Annotated in this window: 17 protein-coding genes; 10 read left to right on the forward strand and 7 right to left on the reverse strand. The window is 44.2% G+C overall.

Annotated features, from left to right (window positions below; all coding sequences use genetic code 11):
- Positions 1-17: 17 nt before the first annotated feature.
- Together B2248_RS01565 and B2248_RS01570 are read left to right on the forward strand one after the other, a co-directional pair.
- Positions 18-2813, forward strand: coding sequence for a UvrD-helicase domain-containing protein (locus tag B2248_RS01565; protein ID WP_273181371.1), 2796 nt, complete (start codon positions 18-20; stop codon positions 2811-2813).
- Between the two features lie 71 nt (positions 2814-2884).
- Complete coding sequence (locus B2248_RS01570) at positions 2885-3379, forward strand: hypothetical protein (protein WP_273181369.1); 495 nt, start codon at positions 2885-2887, stop codon at positions 3377-3379.
- 448 nt (positions 3380-3827) lie between these two features.
- Here B2248_RS01570 and B2248_RS01575 read toward each other — a convergent pair whose 3' ends face one another.
- Positions 3828-3992, reverse strand: coding sequence for a carbon storage regulator (locus B2248_RS01575; protein WP_273181367.1), 165 nt, complete (start codon positions 3990-3992; stop codon positions 3828-3830).
- A 622-nt stretch (positions 3993-4614) separates the two neighbouring features.
- Here B2248_RS01575 and B2248_RS01580 point away from each other — a divergent pair.
- Positions 4615-5739, forward strand: a complete 1125-nt coding sequence (locus tag B2248_RS01580) for an AAA family ATPase (RefSeq protein ID WP_273181366.1) — start codon at positions 4615-4617, stop codon at positions 5737-5739.
- A gap of 286 nt (positions 5740-6025) precedes the next feature.
- On the opposite strand, the gene B2248_RS01585 is transcribed toward B2248_RS01580, so the two are convergent.
- On the reverse strand, positions 6026-8446 hold the full coding sequence (locus B2248_RS01585) for an SIR2 family protein (protein ID WP_273181364.1): 2421 nt from the start codon (positions 8444-8446) through the stop codon (positions 6026-6028).
- Between the two features lie 732 nt (positions 8447-9178).
- On the opposite strand from B2248_RS01585, the gene B2248_RS01590 reads away from it, so the two are divergent.
- The 7 genes from B2248_RS01590 to B2248_RS01620 all read left to right on the forward strand — a co-directional run bounded on the left by B2248_RS01590 (position 9179) and on the right by B2248_RS01620 (position 18534).
- Complete coding sequence (locus tag B2248_RS01590; RefSeq protein ID WP_273181363.1) at positions 9179-9556, forward strand: DNA polymerase Y family protein; 378 nt, start codon at positions 9179-9181, stop codon at positions 9554-9556.
- 39 nt (positions 9557-9595) lie between these two features.
- On the forward strand, positions 9596-10891 hold the full coding sequence (locus B2248_RS01595; protein WP_273181361.1) for a site-specific integrase: 1296 nt from the start codon (positions 9596-9598) through the stop codon (positions 10889-10891).
- Between the two features lie 326 nt (positions 10892-11217).
- Positions 11218-12594, forward strand: a complete 1377-nt coding sequence (locus B2248_RS01600) for a hypothetical protein (RefSeq protein ID WP_273271009.1) — start codon at positions 11218-11220, stop codon at positions 12592-12594.
- Positions 12595-12605: 11 nt separating this feature from the next.
- A complete protein-coding gene (locus B2248_RS01605) occupies positions 12606-14642 on the forward strand; it encodes a hypothetical protein (RefSeq protein WP_273181357.1) in 2037 nt (678 codons plus the stop codon).
- On the forward strand, positions 14623-15090 hold the full coding sequence (locus B2248_RS01610) for a hypothetical protein (RefSeq protein WP_273181356.1): 468 nt from the start codon (positions 14623-14625) through the stop codon (positions 15088-15090). Before B2248_RS01605 ends, B2248_RS01610 begins: the two co-directional genes overlap by 20 nt.
- Positions 15091-15304: 214 nt before the next feature.
- A complete protein-coding gene (locus tag B2248_RS01615) occupies positions 15305-16402 on the forward strand; it encodes a PepSY-associated TM helix domain-containing protein (RefSeq protein WP_273181354.1) in 1098 nt (365 codons plus the stop codon).
- A 77-nt stretch (positions 16403-16479) separates the two neighbouring features.
- A complete protein-coding gene (locus B2248_RS01620; protein WP_273181353.1) occupies positions 16480-18534 on the forward strand; it encodes a TonB-dependent receptor family protein in 2055 nt (684 codons plus the stop codon).
- A gap of 79 nt (positions 18535-18613) precedes the next feature.
- Here the strand turns inward: B2248_RS01620 and B2248_RS01625 are convergent, their stop codons facing one another.
- Genes B2248_RS01625 through B2248_RS01645 form a run of 5 tightly spaced genes read right to left on the reverse strand, consistent with a single transcriptional unit; the run spans position 18614 to position 25678 of the window.
- A complete protein-coding gene (locus B2248_RS01625; RefSeq protein ID WP_273181352.1) occupies positions 18614-19876 on the reverse strand; it encodes a type III PLP-dependent enzyme in 1263 nt (420 codons plus the stop codon).
- On the reverse strand, positions 19863-21638 hold the full coding sequence (locus tag B2248_RS01630) for an IucA/IucC family protein (protein WP_273181351.1): 1776 nt from the start codon (positions 21636-21638) through the stop codon (positions 19863-19865). Before B2248_RS01630 ends, B2248_RS01625 begins: the two co-directional genes overlap by 14 nt.
- On the reverse strand, positions 21622-22809 hold the full coding sequence (locus tag B2248_RS01635) for an MFS transporter (protein ID WP_273181350.1): 1188 nt from the start codon (positions 22807-22809) through the stop codon (positions 21622-21624). The genes B2248_RS01630 and B2248_RS01635 overlap by 17 nt, the downstream gene beginning before the upstream one ends.
- Positions 22806-24512 carry an IucA/IucC family protein gene (locus B2248_RS01640; RefSeq protein WP_273181349.1) on the reverse strand — a complete coding sequence of 569 codons (1707 nt, stop codon included), beginning with the start codon at positions 24510-24512 and terminating at the stop codon, positions 22806-22808. Before B2248_RS01640 ends, B2248_RS01635 begins: the two co-directional genes overlap by 4 nt.
- Positions 24512-25678, reverse strand: coding sequence for an ATP-grasp domain-containing protein (locus tag B2248_RS01645; protein WP_273181347.1), 1167 nt, complete (start codon positions 25676-25678; stop codon positions 24512-24514). The genes B2248_RS01640 and B2248_RS01645 overlap by 1 nt, the downstream gene beginning before the upstream one ends.

Raw genomic sequence — 25678 nt, forward strand, 5'->3', positions numbered from 1 at the left:
TAAGCCTTTGTGGTAGGTTGATTGGTAAAGTAATCAGATTAGACGTTACAGATGATGGCATTAGCGTTAGTGACCGGAGTGTTTCTGAGAACTTTTCTTTCAAAGGTTTAAATGAAACTCCAATCTTTAACACAGGCATATTCGGCAGCAGTCTTACCCTAACTCATAATGACAGAAGAATTAAGTATCGATTTTTAAAATCACGAGATGCTAGAAGAGTATTTGAATCGATATTGGCTAGGATTCTGAGTCAATCAGATGAACATATTTCTGAGATTCATGACTTTTTTTACGGGAGTGCAATCAATAATTTTTTACGTGACTCTCATATAATACCACTGAGTAATGCGATTTCATCTCTAATCAGATTATACACACCAGTTAAAGATAGGCTCTCAGCTTCCGCAGCTAAAAATTTTGCTGACTTATGTGAAGCATATCCAATAGAGATAAAGGCAGAGGATCTCCGAAGTAGGTTCGAGCAACTCAGAGCCCATAAAAGGAAAATGTTCTTTGATTCTATTGAATCTAATCCATTGACAGAACAGCAACGATTGGCTGTGATTCGTGATAATGACAGAAATCTTGTTCTTGCTGCTGCGGGCACTGGTAAAACTTCAGTCATGGTTGCAAAGGCCCTTGATCTGGTTGATTCCGGCCAATTAGATCCTAATGAAATACTAATACTGGCCTATAACAAGGCTGCCACAGTAGAACTCAAAGAAAGGCTGTGTAAACGTGCAGGTTTAGCAGGAATGGATGCAACATCATTGCCTGATGTGTTCACTTTTCATGCCCTTGGTCGCAAGGTTCTTGTTGATTCGGGGATCAAGCCCTCAATATCGAAGTTCACAGAAGATCCGTTGGAGCTGAAATTGTGGGTTTCAGAGTGGTTTTCAGAAAAAATGACTTCTGACCCTGAGTTCATGAAAAATTTTATTGGGTTGATGTACATTCCTGTCAACGTTTTCGATTTCAATACAAAAGAAGAATACGACAGCTATATAAGTGATAACGAATACAGAACCCTTCAAGGTGAGTTAGTTAAGGGGTATCAGGAACTACTGATTGCTAATTGGCTTTTTCTCAACAGTGTTCCATACAGTTATGAAGCGCAATATGTGACAAAGAGAAGGATTGAAGTCGAGTTTGACTACAGGCCAGATTTCCACATAAGTGGAACGGATATTTATATCGAGCACTTTGGCATCGCTCGTGATGGAAGCACTGCTCCTTTCATTAACAGAGTTGATTACAACCACAAAATAGAGCTCAAACGTTCACTGCATCTTGAGAATGGTACATTGCTTCTTGAGACATATCACCACGACTGGACTGAAGGAAATCTCGAAGCAAGGCTCACAGAATTGATGCATGAGAGCTCTATCGAGACTAGTGAAAAAGACCTTGAAAAGATTTTTGAGAAATTGCAAGAAAAAAAGGTCTTCGAGGGAGTGGTGGATCGTTATATAAAATGCCTCAGTGCAATAAGAGTTGAGAGTTTGGATCAAGACAGTATTTTGAGCAGACTTGAAGCTAGCTCCATCCCAGGTGCAAGTAAATATCAAGAATTGTTATCTGATTTACACGATGCATATCGAGAAGAGTTATTAGCAAAATCAGAAATTGATTTTGACGATATGATAATCCGTGCCACGGAACAGGTTGATAAACATGAGTTCAAACCACCCTGGCGCTATATCTTGGTAGATGAGTTTCAAGATATATCTATGGCTCGAATGCAATTACTCCAACAACTGGTAAATAATGGACCAGAGCCAATTCTGACGGTTGTTGGCGATGATTGGCAGTCAATATATAGGTTTTCTGGGGGCAAACTTGAGCTGACAACCCGCTTTGAGGAGTTGGTTGGCTCTCACTCACTCACAAGATTAGAAAAAACGTTTCGATATAACAGTAGCATTGCGCACACTGCGGGTACTTTTATTATGGAAAATCCCGAACAGTACAAAAAGAACGTTGTAACCTCCGTTATTTCTGATACACCACAGGTATATCTGCTGGACTCGAAAATTGATAATACCAATCAACTTGAGCTCAGAACTCACCAAATTATTGAGAAAATTCTTCAGAATGAGCCTGACGCAAAAATAGCGGTTTTAGCAAGGTACAACTACTTATTAAAAAATGTGAGACAGCATATTAGCGATAGCCATGTAGAGGGTGAAATAAAATATTGGACATTCCACAGCTCCAAAGGTCTAGAGGCTGATTACTGTGTGTTGATAGGATTTTTTCAAGGGAAAAGCGGGTTCCCAAATCAGAATAAGGAAGAGTCAGTTGTTGAGGCATTGCTTCCAGCATTGGATACCTTTGATCATTCTGAAGAGCGAAGGTTGCTATATGTCGCTATGACCCGTGCACGCAAGAAGTGTTATATCTTGGGTGATCCAACAGCCCCTTCAGAGTTCATTATTGAGCTTTTGAGTCCGAAGTTTCAGCTCCACATAGGTTCTAAGACATTTAAAGAGCAGTATCGAAAGATATTTAAGTGTCCACATTGTACGACAGGCTATTACAGGTTAATGGATTCAGAGTTTGGGAAATTTTATAGTTGTTCATCGGGGGTATCATGCCAAGCAAAGCCAAGGATCTGTGAGAAGTGTGAAGCACCATCTGTAGATCAACGAGGACGATCAGTTTGTAATAACCCTAACTGCCAGCATGAGATCAAAATCTGCTCTTTGTGTGGAAGACCTATGAAGTTAAGGGATGGAAAGTATGGACAGTTTTGGGGATGTAGTGGTTATGCCATTAAGGATGACCAATGTCGACACACTGAAAAAGTCTAGAACACTACTAAGGACACATCATCCTTGAAAGCTTAATATATGACTTAATCATTATTCACAAAGGGAATGGAATGAGCATTTTTTCAAGATTTAAAAAAACAACTATGACACTGCTAGATACTGCAGACACAAATACACGATTTGATACTGCATCATTTGACGCAATTATCAAGCAAGATAAGGAGAATCTAAGCAAAATTAGAGAACTTGCTCGTCAAGGTAATTTTGACTGTCAAAAGTTTTTGTCACAGATGTCGCTTGCATTTATTCAAAAGAATGAATATAGCTCACGAAGTGATCAAAACATGCTGGTTCTTGCTAGAAAAAACTTTGAAATTTTTACTAAGCTTGCGGCTGAACAGGGAGATGTGACAGCACAATTTAATTTAGCTCAGTATTATCTGAAGTCAGTAGACATGGAACAGGAATATCTAAATCTAGATGAAGTAGAGAGACTTAAGCTCGCATTATATTGGTACGAGAAAGCAGAAGCTAATGGTCAGCCAGACTTGAGCTCAATAATTGATGCATTGTCAGCAATGCAACTTGATCAATTATCAGAATGACATGCTGATCTATAAGAGAGCCTGTTTAAGTAATTAAAAGCCTAAACATATTTCTTTTGATAGTAACTAGCGACTTGGACAGAAAAGATCTTAACTTCGCTTGGATCTTTCAAAAAATGGCGTATTCTGTGCCACAGTAAATTTGTATTTCTTTTGCGGAACCGCATAAACAGACCTGATCATGAAAAACAGCAAGAGTAAGTTATGATCGCCTGTCGAGTACATTGTTGGGTGTATTTGTGCGGCAACTTTAGTATTTTTTTTCAATATTGGCTCATACACTAGTGATCGGGTACTAAGTCTATAGTAGCTTGGGCGGAGTTGTGTATTTATGCATTGTAACCTTGGCTATACTATTTGCTTGCTTATGGTTTACTGTATTTGGCATCACTGAACCTGTGAGTACCCGAAAAAGACTCTTTATGACGATGAGAGCTATTGGCAAAAATTATCTACTCATCTTCTTATAAATCTCCTCTCGATGAACAGCAATCTCTTTAGGCGCATCAACACCAATCGAAACATGCCCAGCAGAATTTACATTTAAGATTTTAATTACAATCTTGTCTGATATAACGATTTTTTGTCCTACCTTCCTTGTAAGCAATAGCATGTCTTCATCCTTTGAAAACTAAGTTAAATCATAGAATTTACCTTATCTATTCAAGTGTTGTCTATATTTCGACTTCACGCTTTGCAAAAAATTTATTATGAAGCCACTAGCTTCATAACGTACTGTTAATAAACGATATATTTTTCTTGGTTATTGCGTCTTTGATTTTTCAGGCGTATAGTTCGCATCAATCGCCTCAAGTGAGGCATTTTGAAATATGAGAATGTGGTTTAACTACAATTGGAAATTATGATGTTAATAACAACTTCGACAACCTTATGGCAATGACCGTCTAATCACACTCTAAATAGATTTGGTGATTAGGCATTAGTTAATCATCAAGTCGATAGACAGAAACCTCGGCTTGAAACACCGGGGTTTTTTTATACCTGAAATTCAGCTTAGCCCTTTTGGGGCCGGTTGATTGTTATGAAAAACACAAGGGAAAAACGTATGACGATACAAACTACTAAGAATTTAAATTTTTTATGGCGAAGTTAATTTGCCAAGCGCCACCAGACATATGTATGGGGCGTTTTTTGTCCCTATACCCTTCACAAAAGAGAGGTAATAAACGGGATCCCAGTTAATCAAGCCAGTCATGAAGACTTGAGGAAAAAAGATGGCTCAACAACAAAAGGATGTCGGGTACTCGATGCAGGCGGCTAACAAGATAATCGATGAAATCATGCTATCAGACCTTGTTAATTCTATTCCTCCCAGTAAAAGAGAGACTCACACAAATAGAAAAACTCGGGCAAAAAGAAAAGACACTAGACGCTTTGTTTCAATTTTCAATAGAGATGAAGTGGTAAAAGTTTCTCGAGAAAGAAGCTCTGACGAACATAGCGCTGAACTGAGTAAACTGTCAAAAGAACAAGACATGAAACCCCTGGTAGAGGCTCGTGAGCGTCATTTAAAACGTCTCTCATATCTTAAGCAAAAGTTTCCGAACTTTAAAAGTGTGATTGAACTGTATGAAATGTCTCTGGCCATGGCATTGCACACAGCTAAAAAGTCTATCCAAATGAGACCACTCCTATTAATTGGACCTCCAGGCGTTGGTAAGACACGTTTTCTGTTGGAATTGAGTAAAGCGCTGGGCTGTGACTTTTATAAGATTGATATGAGTAGTGTTACAGCAGGGTTCGTTTTGACTGGTAATACCAGTCAGTGGGGTGGAAGCAAACCGGGATTTGTGAGTCAGTCTCTGCGTAATAGCAAGGTTGCCAACCCTATCTTCTTTGTCGATGAAATTGACAAAACAAGAGAATACGGCAGCTCTAATCCTCTCAATGCCTTTTATACATTGCTTGAGAAGCATGCAGCTAATACATTTCTTGATGAGTTTTTAAATGTCCACTTTGACTGCTCACATATCAACTGGCTTGCTTCTGCCAACTACATTGAGCATATAGATGCAGCTATTCTCTCACGTATGCAAGTCATACATATTGATATGCCATCAGATAATGAAGCACAAGTGATTGCTCAATCTATTTATGATGAACTGCTTGAACATAAAGAATGGCTAGCTTTATTTGAAAGCAAGCTCTCTAAAGCTGTCTTAACAAAAATAGCGGGGATTTCACCGAGACAAATGAGTCAGGTGATAGAACTGGCATGTCAGAAACGATTTACACGTTCAAAATGGAAGCCAGGACGAAATAAACTTCGCCTTCAAGCAAATGATATAGTGATTCCGTGTGTATCTAATAAGACGCCCATCGGCTTTGTTCATGAGTAAGTTTAAAGCACAGAGCACTCAGTTTGGCTTGATGCCAAACTGAGTCATTATTACTCAATCAAGGGACTGAATGTAGAGTCAATGAGTAAGAAGAAGATTTTCTTAATCGCACTTTCTCTAATTTACATAGCAATTATCTATGTCATATTCTGGGAAACTGCAAAAGATGAGATTTAAACGCTCACTTTAAAGCGACTCTATTTTATAAAACTCAAATGTCTCAAAACGGCCATAAGCGGAGATTGGATCAAATGTCACCTGCAACGTGTTGTTAGGCCCCGTCGCTCTAATCATTACTGTCTGCAATCTGGCGTCCCGTGACCATGCGCTGATAAAGATTGATTATGTTCGTTAGTTCGGGATCCCCTACACGTTCCTCCGCAGCCTTTACCCTATCTAAAGCTTGGTCTAAAACAGTCATTTCTCCAGTACGCCGGAAGAGCTCCATGCCCACTTCACAGTAGATTCGGAGCATATCCTTATTATCGGGAAATCTATCACAACCATTTACGGCGAGTCCGTGCGCTTGCTGGAGAATTGCAACCCTATCTTCTTCCATGAGACCGGGCGTTCTCTCAGCTCGTGCAATCAAGAGCATGACCTTATATCGATGCACTGGGCCATCTGCACGAAAATCATTCTCAAACAAACGGATTTCTGTCTCAGCTTTCTCAATTTCGTTGATGTCGATTAAGTTGCGAATCAACCTATGCCTAGGGATCCTTTCGCCGGGAACCTTTGAAATCATGCGGCGAAGCAATTTGTTTCGGACATGCTTGTCCGGGAATCTGCTTATGCCCGTGTCAAATCCACACATTTGTTGAATTGTACGAATCTCAATGTCGTATGTCGGAACGACGTTTTCAATGACCTCTTCAAACAGCTTTCTGAAACTGTCTAAATCCGTCATCTTGTATTTTGCGACGATGTCCATGATCACAGAATGACGGCCCTTCCATCCGTAGATGCCTTGCCGTTCGCTTACCGTATGTTCGCGTATAATGTCAGTCAGCTTATCTAGAATTGAGGCGATGCTATTAGCATCGATGCCGAGGACCCTAACGACCAGCTGACGATGGACATTGATTCCAGCGCTCTCCATCGCAGCAACAATCCTATAGATTTCTTGCAGATCGTCATCAAGGGTAGCGAATTCTCGAAGAATAATGTCATCAAACTTTTCCGATCCAAACACATTCTTAAGACACACAAATGTATCCGACTCACAACGAACTGTTAAACGGCGTTTCCTTTCTGCTCGAGAGAATCCGGAAAAACTATTTTCCACCAATGGCTTCAAATCTGAAGATGAATCAACAAGATTCAGCAAGGACTCGACTTCTGTGGAATCCAGCCTTTTGATATGAAATTGGGCGCCAGACTTGAAAAATACAGAAGACTTGACTCGCGGATTCCACATATTTCGTGAGGAAACTGCGAATATTCGGAGATTGATAATCCCTTCGGAATGCAACGAATCAGCCAGGATATTTAGACCGAACAGGTGCAAATGAGCGTCATCCACAAAAAGAATGCCGGATTGACCATCCGCCTGAAGCTTTTTAGCAACTTTTAACCAATCCTCAGCGAAGAGGGTGTGCTCTTCCTTATGTTGCCAACATGACCAGCCAGATTCTGAAAAGCGTAGAAGCACTTGCTTGGCTAACGTGGTTTTGCCTATGCCGCTTGGCCCCAACAGAATTGCAGCATATTTGTCTCCGCCGTTCAAGGACTCATTAATTTTGGGGGAATAGCTTCGTTGAAAGGTAAGCCCTGACTTTATATCCGCATATGATGCTGGCCATCCATTAAACATGGCACTCGCATTTTTTGTACTCTTTGTAATTTCATGCGCCACATCGATGGTCATCGGCCTGAGACGTGGAGCCACCTCCAATGGATCGTTCGCATTTTCAGATACTTGCACACGTGGATCAATACATTCTTGGAGCGCTAGCACAAATTGATCGATGCCGCCGAACGCTACCTTCACACCTCGGCGTTCGTGAAGTAGCGCCCGATTTTCGTCCTCAGTATAGAGAATTAAATAAATCGACCTTGACGCCCCACCTTTTGAGTGAATGTCAAGAGCACGATTCACAATATCCCTTATGTGTGGATCAGACAAAGAATACCCAACTATTACTAGGTCCGATTGCCCTAGATCATTTCTAAGGCTGTCGTACAGCGTTTCTCTATATTCGCTTGTAAGGTCGTAATCATTATCCGAGAGGATTATTCGGCTGTGGATGCCATCGATTTCATCTTTCTCTATCGTTCCATGGACTTTGAACAGCTTTATCGCATCAGGTTTTTTACTTATCTGAAAATCGAAGTTCGACGAAATTGGCTCAATGTCCACTCCAGCGCTAGCGTACGCTTCTTCGATCAATCTGTCGTAGTTTGTTGTGTAGATGCTCTTCCATTCGTAGAGTGGGAAATTAAGAAGACTCCCCGTCGGTCGAACTTTCTGGAATCGCTTTCTTAGATGCTCGATAAGTGGTCGCCTGCCTTGCTTCATTTCCACGACACCAGCAAGCTCGCTTAGGGTATAACCGTCACACGGAACAGAGAAGGATTCGGAAATTGAATCCATCAAGCTACCAACACTTGGAGCACCAGATGGGATTGAAGAGCCTGCACCGAAAAACAGCACCGTTTTTTTGGGGTCGATGACTGAAGCAACTTCGCTTATTTTTATACTCACACTTACTCTCTATGTTGGATTATGGGACTAATATGTGTCAGGGGACACTTTGTCCGATAAGATATTATAGATTCTGAAAGGTAACATCATAGAAAACTACTTGTTTCAATGAGATATGGTGTTTATGCAGTATAGGCAGTATTTATCCAAGGTGTCTACTTTACGATTTTTATTATCCACCTTCATGGTGTTACCACCGTATGTCCGCTTTTGGTCGATAGCGACCTCTATGAAATTAGTCGCTAAATTGCCTATTAGATAACCCAGAAATTGGGTTTAGTCTATTAACATCACTCATCACTATTCGATGCCTAAATCTTGATATTGCTCCTTATTTCTCCGTCTAATCCAAATATTAGGCTCTAAATAATCTAAAAATGTTTAGCTGATTATCACTGTGTTCCTGTTTTATTGAATCGCGAATTTCACCCTGAATTTTTCTCTAACGAGAATAGCAGAAAAACGTCAAGACTCCTTTGTCAGAATTTAACTATAGCTAGTGGTAGTAGCTTTTTGAGTTTATGGTTTATATCGATTGTTTATATAAAGAAGGATTGATAATTTTTAGGTCATTAGTCTTACTTAAAATACTTGCCCAAAATTAAAATATTCTCTATATTTTCTCTTCTCTTTTTGTTCTCAAATTGTCAAATCTAATCAGACTTTCTAGCTGATTAGGCGGAGAAGACGGATGTACGTACTACAACAGTGTTTTGGGTTATTAAGCACTCCATGACCTCAAACTCTTCACCCCATCATTGGCCCAAAATGATTGCGCTGGTTGATATGAATTGCTTCTTTGCTCAGATAGAACAGCAAGACTATCCATACTGGCGAAATAAACCTGTGGGCGTCACCAATGGCAAACTTGGCAGTACCATCATCACAGCTTCTTATGAAGCTAGAAGTTATGGTGTGAAAACCGGTATGTGCCTCAAAGAGGCAAGAGAGCTGTGTCCTAATATTATCCAAGCTCCAAGCAGGCCATATCGTTATGCGGCTGTCTCCACCGAGATTATGGACGCCTTATTCAGTATTACACCGACTGTAGAGGTTTATTCTGTCGATAAGAATAAGTTGTATAGTGTGGACGGCCAAACACTGACATAACAGTTATGGACATCTGAACGATTTTTAAAAGGTTTTAGCTTGGCATCATTAGAACGCATCCGCTACGTTCCATACTACCGTGAGGTTGTTGAGAGAAAGGTTACATATTCCCCAAGCGCAAGTCGCTCCACCATAGACGACATGCCTCAAATCTTTTGGGTAGATGGAACACCCTGGAGAGAGGCAAACCTGTGGGCTGTGTCTAGGGCAACAACAGGGGATTGTTCTCTGAAAACTGTTGCCAGCAACATGAATGGGCTTCTGAATTACGCCAAGTTCTTGGAATTTCATGGTCTTCAATGGTTCGAGTTTCCTACTCGCAAAGCCGACCGCTGTCTTGTGCAGTACCGCGGTGCATTAATAAAAATGCGTAATGAGGGGCAGATAAGTCCATCCACAGCCTCCGAATACATGCGAAATTGCATCAGGTTCTATCGATGGGTTAGAAATAAGAGGATGTTGTCGCCAAACCTTCCTCTATGGCGTGATAAGCCTTATCTAATTAAATACTTTGACCAAACCGGCTTTGAGCGAACTTTGAGTGGTGTCACCACTGACCTCAGCATACCTAATAGAAGACGCCAGGGAGTTACTTTAGAAGACGGGTTACTACCGGTCTCTGCTGCTGATCGCGACGCGATTTTGGATTTTGCGAAAAACAACACCACACCCGAACTTTATCTAATGCTGGCTCTTGGATTTTTCACAGGCATGCGGCTCGGTACCATATGCGATCTTAAAATCCATAACCTTGAACGTGCCGTACCCGATCCTTCTGCCCGTGGATTGCTACGAGTTTTGGTGGGGCCAGGAGCATCCCCACCAGTACATACAAAATTTGATGTTACTGGCCAGATTTGGATTCCCGCAGCACTTTGTGATGAAGTTTTAGAATACTCAAAGAGTTTGCGGCGAGTAACGCGGGAAGCCATTGCAGCATCAGAGAATCGCGACTTAGTATTTTTAACCCGATTTGGAAATCCTTATGGACGGAGAAGAGGTTCGGGTCTGTCATCCGCCGTCAATGTTGAAATGTCCACGCTCAGAGCTTTGGGTATAAAAGCCGAGCTTAAAGTATTTCACAGGTTTCATTTCCATCAATCCCGGTGCACTTTCGGAACCGAACTAGCTCGTTTGGCACTAGCAACTTGCAGTGATGTAGCTGTTGTAATCGCAATGGTTGCTAATGCACTTCTTCATGGTCCCCGCTCTGAAGCAACCACATTCAAGTACATTAAGTTCATTCAAGCTGAACCGGCTAAACAGCTGCTATCTAATAATTTCATGATGGCGTTCAGCGGAATTGGCTCTCAAGTGGAGCAAGACTATGAATAAGCCACATCTTGTCGATTTCACCTTCCCGATGCTGGAATATGGGAGTACTGAGACCCCATGGGATTTACGCCCACTTTTGTATCGGGGGGGGCGCGGCTGCAAAGATTAATGAAGTGGCCCGCTTGATCATGCAAGGAGAGTTAGGCAGTCCCTTGCTGGAGCGTGTCGAGTTGGTGCAACGACTGCATGGAGATATGGTAGGGGATCTTGTCGGAGGCGGGAGTCGCTTTTCGCTCCAAAATAAAATTGGCGCTATACGCCAGTTTTTCGCATGGGGTGACTTAGATGGGAGCGTCCTTAGTCTTGATACTGTGGCCGACAGTTATGTGCGTTGGACTGATCGCTTGTTGCATCGTTACCGAGTCGAAAAGAACATCAGCGAGGGATATCTATACGATGTCGCGAGGTTGATGGCCACGATGATGGATCGCGTGCTGAATCGCCAGTCAAGCTTGATGAAGAGCACTCGTATTCGTAAGCCTCGCGGAAAAGGCAAGATGCATACATCACATGTAGATAAACAAAGCTTACAAAGTACATTTGAGTTCGGTCATTTCTTGGCCGATCTATGCTCTGCTTTAACTATAGAAGCTACTAAGGGGCCGTTACCGGTGCGCATTCCACTACGTACAGGCCAAGTACTGGAACAATGGTCAGGATTGCCACATCCAGATAAATTAGCGGTGCGTCGGACTAAATACCAGATTGAGGCGTCTATGGAGACACGTGCCGCCTGGGAAGCAGATGGCACATTACGTACACGATATTCACTTGTAAATCTTCGTATTGAGGCTGAGATGCTGATGTTCATTGCTCAGACTGGAATGAATTTGCAGCAGGCGCATACGCTTCGCATGGATCAGTTTCACTACACCAGTCATCTGGATGGCTATCAAGTCCGCTCCTATAAGAACCGCCGACAGGGTGAAGTGCTATTCGAGATATTTGCCAACTATCGGGAATGGTTCGATCGCTATCTCACTTGGCGTACCGAATGGTTCCCAAACGAGCCGAAGGGGTTACTGTTTCCTCTAATTCGCAGTGGCGGTCGGATTAAAGAAGAAGCGCCACAATTTGTTCGCATTTCTGGCATGTGCAAGAGCATCGAGATAAAATTGGTTCGGCCACGTCTGTTGCGAGGAACACGTGTCAATTGGCTACTGCGTGAATCTCGCAACCCAGAGCAGGTCGCTGAATTGGCTCAACATACTACCGAAACCCTGATACGTGTATATGCTGACCCACATCCGCAAGCAGCCATGGTGGAAATTACGCGTTTCCATCAACAAACCGACCCCACTATCTCACCGCCAACCCCTGGTCATTGCGTGTCGGCAGAACCAAAACCGTTACTTGATATACCAAAGCATGCTCCCCTCCCTGATTGCGTAAGCACTTCTGGCTGCTTGTTTTGTGTTAACCACCGTGATATTGAAAGTGAAGATCATGTTTGGTCGCTCAGTAGTCTGCGACACCTCAAAAGTCTTGAGTTAGCCCGCTACCGACCTCCAGCATCAGCTAAAGTGATTAATGATCAACATCCGGCTTTACTTGCGATCGAGCGACTGACAGCCAAGTTGCGATTTTTTGAAGAACACAGCGAGGTACACAAGCTATGGGTAGATGAGGCGAGGGAACGCATAAATGAAGAAAACTATCACCCAGCTTGGGATGGATTCATTCGCTTGGCAGTACTTCAGTGAGACACGGTAATATGGACAACAGTCTCAATGACCTCCGACTAGCGATCGAGTCGCCGTTTGTTTCCCCCGATGCTCCCAACTACCGTCCCCAAAGTTGGCCACCGCATCCTGACTGGCCGATCATTATAGATGCAGATAGCAATGTGGTTAGTCGCTGGAAAGACCCGATCTGGCGACTCGACCCTTGGGCTGGAAAGTCTGTAACTCTGAACTTCGGTGATAGTCCCGTAAAAACGCAGGGCGCTCCGATTAATCCTGAAAATGCCGATTTGCTACGTATTGTCACAGGGTGGTGGCTATATGGTCCGAATGGAGCGCGTGGATATAGGGGACTTAAAGCTCGATTTGACCAAGTGCGTCGGTTGTTTGTTCTTTGTGCGCAGGAGGGCATTCTCGCTTCTGAGTTGAACCATTTTCCCCGTGTCTCTGATCGCCTTCCTGACATTGTTAAAGCATCAAGGGCGAGCGAGTTTCTCACGCTACTGCATGATCTGTACGAGCAGCGTGAGGCGCTTGGCTTTATCTTACTTGACCGGGCAGGATTAGCCCGACTGGCATCCGCTATTCCCCAGCATGAGAGCCGTCAGACACCTTATATTCCGCCACGAATCTGGCGTTATCAAGTAACGCGCTTTCGCGAATGCCTTGACGAGTTCTTGGCTCGGCGGGAACAAGTTGAGGAGTGCTACCGGTTCTGCTTGAACGTCTACCGTCATAATTTGGCGAACGTGGTCAGCAACAAAAAGCCCATATCATGCAATCCATTTCAATGGCCATCGGACGGAACAAATGGTAAGAAAACTGGCCGACGTTATTATGGCCCCTTTATCGAAACAGCCCAAAGATTTGGAATAGCTGACTTGCTCAAACGATGGGTAGACGATAGCGGAAAAATGATGCGTGTACAGTCGCTTGTCAGCTATTTGAACCTCGTGAGCCGAGCAGGTTTAGGTTATCTATTGAGCTTCAGTCTAATGCGCGTTGAAGAAGCGTGGAACCTTCGCACTGACTGCCTACAGGTAGAAAGCGATCCTCTCTTCGGCAATATCTACCTGCTAAGCGGGAGCACAACTAAAACGCTATCAGATGCTAATTCTATTTGGGTAACTTCCCCATCCGTTGATATTGCTGTCACAGCGATGCGAATTGTGGCTGATCTTCGCGCTGAATGTGATCAAATGGATCCGGGCATGCATACTATTGATGAGCCAGGCAAACGTTATCTAATTGATTATGGCCATGAACCCTGGGTCCCAAAGAAAGCCATGAGAAATCGTTCATTGCGGCCAACGATTCCAAGCTACGCGAATGCATTTGCGCCGTTTAGCAAGCTGTTCGACCCCGAGCAATTACGGCTCTCGCCTAACGACCTTCAATTAGCTCGCTTGGCGACGCCAACACTGTCTGAGGAGTTTGCAGTTGGTACTATCTGGCCCCTAGCATGGCACCAATTGAGACGTACTGGTGCCGTGAACATGCAGGCTTCCGGCCTTGTCAGTGACGCCTCGCTACAATATCAGCTGAAACATGTCACCCGCGCCATGAGCCTTTATTACGGTCAAAACTACTCAAAGGTGCGTCTGGAAGAGAAGGCGCATACATTGTATGTCCGCACTATGTACGAGACTTTGGGCCGAGAGTTGCAGCAGTTATCGAGTAATCGTTTTACCAGTCCTCATGGAGAAAAGCGCAAGGCTGAAATTATTCGGCTTATATCACCGACTGACGCAAAAAAAATGATAGGGCTAGCAAAAAAAGGGACTGCTGCCTATCGACCGATTCTGCTTGGAGTTTGTACCAGCCGAGATCCTTGTCCGTACGGTGGAATCGACAATATCGCACATTGTGGAGGTGGCGATTCGTCAGATGACTCTAAACCTTGTGCAGACGTGCTATATGACTCAAAGCAATGCAACGTGGTCGATGTTCTGGAACAAATTTTAGACGAACGTTTGGCTGCAGCTGAAGCAGATAGCCCATTGTGGGCTTCGTTGCAGGCCCAGAAACGAAGTGTGGAGAATTACCGCCATGTCATCCGGCAAGCATAATCCCGTTAAGTCTATTAAGAGTTCAAGTGCGGGAGAGCTATATCGCGCCGCGTTCGAGCGCCTTAAAATCAACAAACCCGAACGGCTACCAAAGGGCACCCCTGTTAGTCAGAACAACGTTGCTAAAGAGGCTGGCCGCGACCCCTCGGCATTGAAAAAATCGCGATTTCCTCTTCTCATCGCCGAAATTCAAAAATACGTCGAGGCGCACGATGAAGAATCTCCGCCATCTGTACGTCAGATAAGATTATTAGCCCGTAAAAAGAATCGAGGTTTGCGCGAGCGAATGGAAAAGATAGCTCAACAGCGAGACCATCTTGCCAGTCTGTTAAGTGAAGCCGATGCCACTATTATTGAGTTGTATGATCGTATTGCCGATCTGGAACGGCAACTACCGAACTCAAATATCTTATCGCTTGATTTGCGATGCCGAAAAGACTTTGAATAAACATCGATTGTCCGTAGCCCAAAAGACAGAATCGCGCGAATAAGTAAGTGGCTGGATTATATGTAATCATTATTACCTTGCTTAATCTAACCAATAGAACGGTGATTTCTATTTTTAGTGATAAACATTACTAAGTTCTTCGTGGATTAGAAAGTGGGGAGCAGGTCAAGCTGTCTTAGGCGTCACCTACTTGCTAAATATAATTTGATTATTAATGCGTAATCTTCTGATAAATTTACATAAATGGCTGGGTTTTGGCCTGCTGTTAGTGCTAATGTTTCAGGCTACTACCGGCGTTTTGTTGACATATGACCATGCTATAGATGAGTTTTTGAACCCTACCGAACTCAGAGTAAATAGTGGTCTACGGGGAGAGTATGCTTCTGTAGATAATATTCTTCACTCCGTGTATACCAACTTGCCAGATGTGGTGGCTATCTCCTCATTACGAAAACCAAGACACACAGAGACGGTTTTTGTCGTTTACCCAACATTTTCCAAAGGCAGTGAATACCATGGCAGGAAAATGGAGGTCTTGCTTAACCCATATACAGCTGAGATAACCGGAATTAGGGAGTGGGGAAAATATTTCACTTCATTCGTTTATTCCCTTCACTCAACGTTATTATTGAATGATATCGGAAAGGTAATAATAGGTTGGCTAGGTATATTGTTATTAACAAGCCTCATTATCGGTCTTTATCTTGCCTGGCCTAAAACTATTAATACTTGGCGTTTTTATTTTTCTCGCTCTGTTGCACAACTTAAACACTCTAACTACTGGCGAAAAAAACACGTTCAAATTGGTCTAATTTTGGCACCATTTTTATGCGTTACCTTCTTAACTGGTGTAGGCATGTCTTTTCACAAATTTACGAGTCAGATCCTCAATGTTCCTGAGCCTCAGATTTTGCTGCATATAGATGCTTCACGAACACAGCCACAAAAAATTGAAAGCCTGTTGACCTCTATTAAAGCGGATTTGCCTGAGTATGAATGGCAACGTATAAAAGTACCGTCGTCTCCCTACGAGCCAGTACTTATCAACCTTAAGGGAGGGGCTGATCCGAGACGCTCTGTTGGAAGCTCCAACGTATGGGTGGACATCACTGATGGAAAACTGATTGATAGCATTAAGTATGATGAACTATCACTTCGCCAAAAAATTTCATTTTGGCTATTTCCTCTTCACAATGGCGAAGTATTCAACCATGTCGGTAAGCTGTTAATTATCTTGACTGGTTTTGCCACTATGTGGCTTGTAGTTACCGCTTTTCTCCGGTTTGTTTCGCGTAAACACTTTAATTGGTAGTTGGTTCTTGTATTAGAGGCTTAACATTTGATAATAAGATAGGTTATCATTTGCGTTCTTGTTTATGGAGAGGAAGAATGCAGTTAAGCAAAAAGAAATTACTTGTCCTAATGGCATCTGCTTGGCTTACGCCAGCGATTGCTGCAGACAAACCCGCCGAACTAGATGCGCTGGTAGTCAACTCTGACTGGTTGGGTGAGACAACCGAACAAAGCGTTAAAACATACCCCGGTTCCAGGGAAGTACTTACACAGGAAGAACTTCACGAAACGGGCGCACTGAACATTGAAGATGCATTGCGTCGTGTAAACGGTGTGCAAGTGCTTGATGAAACGGGCACAGGTATTCTGCCAAACATTGGTATCAGGGGCTTAAACCCACTGCGCAGTGAACGACTTCAAATGCTGGTTGATGGTTACCCAATTGGTATTGGTCCTTACACGAACGTGGGGGTTTCCTTATTCCCTGTAACACTACCCAGTATTGAAGCGGTAGACATTGTTCGTGGTGGTGCTGCGGTTCATTATGGTCCGAATAACGTCGGTGGTGTTCTCAATCTGGTTACAAAGCCTATTTCCAGAGACTTTGAGCAGTCTATACGTGAAAGAATTACTGTCGCTGAAGACACTGGAAACGCCTATTACGATACTTACTATCGTGCTTCTGGGTTTGTCACTGACGATCTTGGCCTTCAGTTACAAGTTAATCTACAAGACGGTGAGGGCTTCCGTGAGAGCTCAGATACCGATGTGCAGAACATCATTCTGGATGCCCAGTATTTTGTAAATGACAAGAATGAGCTCGACATACAACTCCAGTACTACAATGTCGACGCCGAACTTCCTGGTTCACTTAGCCCAAGCGCATACCGTGCTGACAGAACAGACTCGCAGCGACCTTATGATGCGTATGATGCCGATATGCTCAGAGGTACATTGACCTGGACGTACAACCCAAACAATGACGTCGAGTTCCAATGGCGTAACTTTGCCCATAAAGCGGATAGAACGTTCTTTTTTGGTCAAGATCTAACAAGCGGTGGTCACTGGGCGGATCCAGCCGGGACGGCATCGCATGTTGCTGATTCGCCGCGTATCTTCTATGTCTATGGTACCGAGCCACGCATCACCGTTAAGCATGATAACCATACTTTGATGGCTGGCGCACGTTTCGTCAAAGAACAGGTCAGTTTTGACGTAAATAGACTTGAATTGGCTACCAACAACTACAGTGAAGTTCGTAACTGGAACTTTGATACTGAGGCCTATGCATTCTATGTGAGTGACTCTATCTCCTTACTGGATGACAGGCTGACAGTCACACCTGGTGTTCGTTATGAAGATGTGCGCACTGACTTTGAAGACAGAATCAGCAACACTAAGGATGAGAATGATACTGACAAGTTCCTACCTGGTTTGACTGTAGGTCTTCAGGCAACAGATGCTGTATTTTTGTTTGCCAATGCACAGCGCTCTCTGGTACCTGTTCAAACCGCTCAGGTTACGCGTGAAGGTGAAGTGGCTAACGAACTCGCCTGGAACTATGAAATCGGTTCACGTGTAGCTCTTAACCCTAACCTCAGTGTCAGTGGCACGTTGTTCAGAATTGACTATGAAGATCAGGTCCAATTTAACCGTACTATTAGTCAGTATGAAAACTTAGGTGAAACACGTCATGAAGGTGTGGAACTGACTGCTGACTGGCAGGCAACGCCTCAACTGGCAGTTGGTCTTGGTTACACCTACCTGGATACCGAGCAGTTAAACGGTGAAAATAAAGGGAATGAGCTTGCTAACGCACCAGAGCATCACCTATCAGCCTATGTTGACTACCGCGTAGGTCCTTGGAAGGCAAACCTGAACGCGCTGCATGTGAGTGAGAGCTTCAGTGATGCAGCGAATACTGATATGGAAACCACTAACGGAAGTGCCGGTGAGCTGCCGGCCTATACCTTGCTTAACACACGTTTGAGTCGTGAGTTTAATGTTGGTGGAAACAACCTTGAGATTGCGCTGGCCGTCAATAACCTGCTTGATGAGGAATATTACTTCAGGGGCGTGGATGTGAGCCCAGTAGGTCGACTACCTGCGCCAGGACGTTCTTTTATTCTGGAAGGTAGCTTGGACTTCTAGGGCATACTCATCTGTAGGAAAAAAAAACCCGGTTATCGTGAGATAACCGGGGTTTTTTATTAATCGCGTTATGGGATAGTTATTCAGAAAGATAAATCATTTCTGGTGCATCATGCATTAGAAAGTTCTGATGCGAAATATTCCACGCATAGGCACCTGCAAGACTAAAAACAACCCAGTCGCCAATAGCGAGTTCCTTCACCAGTTGTTGACGTGCTAACACGTCTTTCGGTGTACATAGTTGGCCGACAAGCGTGACCGACTCATTATGGACACCTACACTATTAGGATTCTGACGATGTAATACATCGAAAGGATGGTCATGACTTTGAGCGGCTGGCGTACGAAAATGGTGGGTGCCTCCATGACCAATGGCGAACCATTCTCCCAGGTTGTTCTTTATATCTAACACTTCCATCACATAATAACCGCAGGCTGCCGTGACAAAACGTCCACACTCGAAACGTAAGCGGAACTGTTCAGCCTGCTGCTCCTTAATAATGCTTGGAAGGCGTTCACAGAAGGTCTTCCAATCAAAATGCTGGTTTGGTGAAACATAATTAATACCAAACCCGCCACCTACATTGATGATTGACGTATTGAGGCCAAAATTCTTACTCCACTTTTTCACATTGCGAATATAGAGCTCTATTAATGCAAGGTGGACATCCACATTAAGTTGATGTGACATCAGGTGAAAATGAAAACCTTGTAGCTCTAGTAATGAAGTCGCATTAATTATGTTAATCGCCTGCTCAAGCTCGGATTCATCAAGACCGAATGGTGTGGGTTTCCCCCCCATGGTAAGCCGTGTTGTGGGTAGTCCTTCCAACGAGATGTTCATTCTCAGCATCACATTCATTGGTAAGCGACGTTGACTGACTATATCGACTAGTCGCCGCAGTTCGGTGAGGCTTTCGATGTGAAGTGTTTCAATCTGACGGTCTACAGCCAGCTGAAGCTCTTGTGGCAGCTTACCTGGACCTCCGAATATCAGGCTATGCTGAGGGCAGTGTTGTAATAACCATTTGAGCTCACCACCAGATGCTGCTTCGAAGCCATCTACGAAGGGGGAGAGCGTTTCTAAAATAGCTGGCTCTGGATTAGCTTTGGCAGCATAAAAGAGCTCACAATTTGACGGTAAGGCCGCTTTCATGCCGGCTATGTGATGGCGTAGTGCCGTGAGATCGTACACGTAGCCACAAAAAGGAGCGGTTCTCTGTTCTTGTAGGTGAATTAACTTTTTTCTTACAGCCATTGTCATGGCGTCAGTATGATCTGAATGATCACTTTTGTAGACAGGCTGAAACTCTGCCATTTCATGATTATCAAGATTCTTCATATTTTGTTCTCATGGGGTGTGCGATAAATGTGTAATCAGATTGCTTGTCTGCACGCTGAAGTAAACGTGTCTTTAAGTTATTCTTCGATGGTATGGGCTGACCTGTCAGTAATGCAGCAATTTCAGGTTCATGTTTCCATGTTTTAAATACGTCTGCTGCTACATCCCAACACTGTTGTTCCAGTTCACGACTTCCATTGCTGATATGAAAGATCGCTTCTGACAAATTATTAATCAATAAGCAATAGGCTATTCTGTTCCACCCTTTCTCTCGTGAGTAATAGACGGATTCTCTTGCACGCTCAGAGAGTCCAGATAACTCTGATACTGGCCATTTTTCCGTAGTGAGTTTTGTGCCTTCTAAATCTCGGATCCATACTTTTTCTGGAATACCGTCGTTTAAGCCAATCAAAGTGTTCTGAAGGTGGGGTTCAAAAATAATGCCTTCATCGAAAAAGGCAGAAAAGATACCCGGTGTAATGGCCTCAAGGTAACCTGTGAGCCAGAGGATTGCTGCATTCTGATAGCTGAGATTTCGCAGAGAGGCCAGTTTCTTGATACGCGGCTGAAGCAAGCTTTCTCCAAAACGGTCCCAAGCAAAAACAGCACCGGCTAACTCAATGTCATACTGTTGCTTATCATCTATTGTCAGGTTTTCACGGAACAAAAGGCCAAAGCATTCTTGCAAGTGAAGAATCTCGATGTCCTGGGTATCAGAGGCAACGCCAGTAAAGTCGAGACTGGTGGCGGCAGGCTCTCGCATAATGCAAAACCGTGGGTAACTTTCCTCCAAGCGTTTTAATGAATCAGCAAGGTAATCATTCAAATAAACGGCACTTTCCAACTCATACCATGCGTTTTTACGTATGCAGTTGGTGAGTCTGACGTGAATTGAACATTTGAGAAAGTAAGGTTGTTCGGCATGGTACAGCGTCCTCACAGAAGAAGTGGGTGACATATTTAAACCACGCAAGCCAATTGGTGTGATAAGTCCACGTTCATGTGCGATTCGGTATAACCGCGTGTTCATGATATGACTGACTTCCCATGGGTGGCAGGGGTAACAGTGTTTGTCGTCAACTAAGGCGTCTAACATCGATAGTGCGTTAGTGCTTCCTCTTAGTTGCAGCAATGACGGATCAATTCGAAACCAATAAAGCTGAAACGCGGAGCCAACCTCTGGAGAACAGGCTAATAGTTCAGGGATGGACACACCGGCTCGACTTTTAGGCGTCGGATGGAGCGGGTGTCCCCATAAGAGGCTTTGTTCACTACTGATATATGAATCGCGGTGTTCAGCTGATGACGTACTTAAAAATGCGTAAGTAACAGCAATACTATTTTCGACTTGCTCCAAGAGTTCGTTATTGATGACTGTACCTAGCTTCCCAGCCATTTCCCGAAGTAATACTGTGATTGCCTCAGTCGCAGTAATGGGGCGCCATGGTTTGCCAAACTGTTTTAGAAATGGGGCAGAATTAAAACGGCCGCGACCTAATAAGCTCCAACGATCCGCCTTGATGGCGAGTAGGGATTGTTCAGATGGTAGTGAAATCGACACTACTTCACCAGGCAGCATATGGCTTGTCAGAGCCAGTGGTAGGTTACCGCCATGAGCAATCACCACCTCATCCACGGGTATAGCAAACTCACGGAGATAACAATTGAGTAAAGCTGTAAAATTTTGGAACTCTGCTTCTACACGGTTGAATGCCTGTGCAGAATGAATGGCAGTTGTGGACTTATTATCGGCTAATAGCATGAGAAACTCGGTGTCCTTTGTTTGGTATACATAGGAAAAACAGCATGATGAGCGAGAGTGATGCTACGATTGCTGAAGCGATAAAGGGAGCGGTGAAGCCGATGTCACTACAAAGCCATCCCGCAGAAAGTCCAGCCGCAACGCCAGCCCATTTGCCAGCAGCATCCAGCTTGCCAAACGAGCTGCCAGCTTGTTGTGAACTTATCGCATGACTGATCAGGTGATTAAGCCCGCAATAGGCAAGAAAAATACCCAGTCCGAACAGCAAACGTGCTGCTGTAAGCTCTATGTAATTGTCTAAATAAATTTGCCATGTGCTTGCTATTATCAGTAGCAATAAACCGCTACCCAGATGACGGTGATCTAACTGAACAGCTTTTAGCAACGGCAGTAAAAACAGATAAAAGACATGGGGCAGACTGTAGAGCAAACCGACCAAACTCGCCTGTTGGATCCACTCACTGGCATAGGGCAAAAAGTATGGGAAGGTGACGACCATGGCAAAGTTGAACAAAAACTGTAGAAACAGGAGCCATGGCAGGGAAATCATATGGATATTGCTGTTTTTATTTCCCTCTTTTGAGCGTTTAAGTGGGGCTGACTGAGTGCGAGAATCTCCCGGTAAAAACAGTGCCAGCAAAAAGCCACAGAAAGGTAGTATGGCGAGCCAAAGATACACCCGTTGAATATGTTCAGTCACTATGCTGTCAATAAACCAGCCCAGGCCGATGGGTGCGAGAACCAAGGCTAGGCGAGCGGTAAACTGAGTCCAATTGAGCGCCTGACTCAATGCCTGTTTACCAAGGTAACTTGCGAGATAGCCATTTGCGGCGGCCAACGTGCCACCAAAGAGCCCTTGTAGTATCAGTGCAAGAACAAACAACCACATTGACGAAGACACACCCGCTAACACAAATGCCACTGTCAACCCTATCAAGGCACGTAGTAAAGAGAGTTTTCGGCCTATATGATCAGCAAACTTCCCCCACCAAGGCGCGCTCAACGCAGTCATTATCGTCGGTAGGCTGAATAATATGCCTATCCAGATGCTATCCTGGGATAAGCTAAACTCAGAGAGGATCTGAGGTAGGTAGAGTGGCATGCCTAATACAGTAAAGGCCGCCAAAAAATGGCAGCTGAGGACAACCGGTAATATAGAGCGGTTACTCATGCGCTACACCTTAAAAAGTTAGGTCCACTTAAACCGTAAAATTTATTTATGTCGGTGGCGCCTGAGGCCTGTTTGCTGAGAAGACTTCCACTTAATAAGAGATATTTGACTGGTTGAAGCGGCGCTTCAAACAATGTTTTTCGAGCAAAGGCAGTCTCTATACCATCGCTATCCAAGCTGTTGAGGGTATTTTTCAGTGCCTGTCGCAGGACTTCATAAGCTTGTTCCCGGTCCAATACGTTCTGTTCTGCCAAGCTTTCAAGAACGGCGCCAAGACATAACTGGATCGTTATGGTGATAAACATCTGGGAGAGGGCAACGTCACTGTCGACTTTTATCCTGTCATCAATGAGCTTATGTAATGTTTCGCTTAAATCGGGACATGCCTGACCAAAACGCCCAGGCAATAGACGAGCCGCATCGTTGTCTTTCATGACTAGGCTGAGCGGTTTGCCCGGGCAGAAACTCAGTACAGCGTTCTGTTGATTTGATTCAAGTGCTATGCCAAACCGTAACCACAATGTGAGATGTACATCAGCCATGAGCTCACAGTACTCTTGCCACCATTCAGTGATGGTCGGCATGCCATCCTGTGAAAGTAGATGACTAATATAGGGTCGATTATCAGGCATTCGACCAGCCAGAGAAGCCACTGGTGCCAGGGTTTCGCCATTACAGGGAGTGGGGTAACGACGCAGCAAAAATGCGAAAAGCTTTTCATCGCCGAGATGACCACAAAAGCCCTCATCGGCATGGCGGTAACGATTTTTTAAACGTGAATCACGATGAGCCAATTCTGGAAGTGTTTCAGCGAACCATTGACCGTCATACAACGTTGAGGGCTTAATCAACCGAATATTCTTTTGACCGAGTGTACGAATAGCCAGGGGAAGCTTTAAATGTTCATCTGGACTGTTGGCTAATTGAACTGTTCGCACAGACAGTGTGGGGAAAACGTTTAGATAGGGAAGCGGTGCTTTGGTCATCCCATCACCGAGTGAAGTCAGTTGCTGCCATGTGAGTGGATGAATTGGAAGTAAGAAATGAGTTTCAGTAAGTGAGCTATCTAAACCAACCTGATCGAATGTGGGCCACCAATTTGGCACACTTTCAGGTTGGGTTAAGCGTAATTGATTACGTTTCACGGCCAACCAATGTAATCTGAACTGCTGGCCATACTCTGGCGCGTATTTTAATAAACTCTCACCGTCAAAGCCGAACTTTGCACGTGCCGTTGGGTAGTATGGGTGATCAAGATAGCTGGCTACTTGGTCTGCATGTCGCAGTCGCTCGCCCCAGTTTTGCTGATGCAGTGGCCGCATCAAACTTTCAGAAAGTTGATTGAAAGCTTGGTGACAAAGCTCGCCTTGCTCACAAGCGGCGGCAGCTTCTTCAGCATATTGCAGGTATAAATCCTGGGTTTCTTGATCTTGACCAAACCTTAAGTGGTTGAGCCAATTCAAATAGCCCGTCTCGTGTTCCCAAGTACTACGCTTGACCTCCCAGAAAGGGGCAGTTGCAACCCATGGCTGCATGTATTGGCTGGAACGAACAGCGATCCGTATAGGGTGTTCGAGATGGCTGATGTAAAGCCAGTGTTGGTTGCTTTCTTCTTTAATGGTACCGGTTGATATGAGTGCCGATACATTTTCACGAAGGCAGGCATTAATAATACGCAGTGTGATGTAGTCACGTTGTTGCATCAGGCAATTTTCCATTTCACTGTAGAGAGTGTGATTTCGCTTAGACTGCGGAGTGATTCATCATTAGAGGCGTGCAAATAGAGCACGCCGAGGTAGTCCTTATTGGAGTTTGTCAGTGTGATGGTGTCGCCCGGTTGTTTGATTGGCTGATATTCAATACTGTCAGATACAGGAATGGTGGGCTCTTCGATTAATACCCCACTACGTTCAGCAATCAGGTAGTGGACTAACGCATTGGCCGAAGACTTCTCGACATTGGAAAGGGGCTGACCGAGGTGTAAACGCAAAATGGGGACAAACCAACCTTGGGGCAACAGCTTGTCTAGCAAGAACTCTCGTCCATCACCAATGCTGCGATAGTTTATTTCGACAAGGACTAGGCCGTTGTCAGTTGCGATAAACTCACTGTGACAAACACCAAACCCCACACCGAATTGACGGATTTGTTCTAGCGCTTGGGTTTCCCATTGTTTAGCATGCTCGCCTTGCCATTTCGCTTGTTTCTCTATAAAAAAGGGTGGCTCAGCGAGTTCAACATCAAAGCCACCGACGGCAATCAGGTTGGTGCCATCACCCAAGGTTTCCAGTGTAAATAAGGCACCTTCAATATAAGCTTCCAGTAATAGCGAGGTATGACGTTGAACATGTTTTACCAAGTCCATTAGACTTTCAGCATCATTCACCATACTGACATCCATGGATGCGACGCCCTGGCTTGGCTTAGCCACCAGAGGAAATGGCCAGTTTGTTTCGACTGTGTCTTCGGGCAACAATTGCCTTGCCCATGTGGTGGGTAAATCCAGACTTTCCAGTCGCTGACGCATACGTAGCTTTTCCTTGGCGGCATAACATGTCTGCCAATTTTTTCCTGGAAGGTCTAGAGCATTCGCTGCGATAGCTGTAGAGGTTTGGAGATGATCACTATTTGAGAATATGGCTGCAGGGGAAATGCCCTTTGCTGTGATGGTATCGAGTATGGCGATCGGGTTGAAAACGTCGCATTCGACAATGTTGATCTGTTCGTTTAATACTGCGGCATGTGATTTACCATGATCTGTCAGTAGCACGACTTCAAAACCGAGTGACTGTGCCGCTGGTATAAAGCCTTTAATAATCGCGTTATTGACGACGTGCGTCACTATAACGAAAGGGTTTGATGCTTTCAT

This window comes from Methylophaga sp. UBA2012 (genome assembly GCF_002335235.1).
Taxonomy (GTDB): Bacteria; Pseudomonadota; Gammaproteobacteria; order Nitrosococcales; family Methylophagaceae; genus Methylophaga; species Methylophaga thalassica.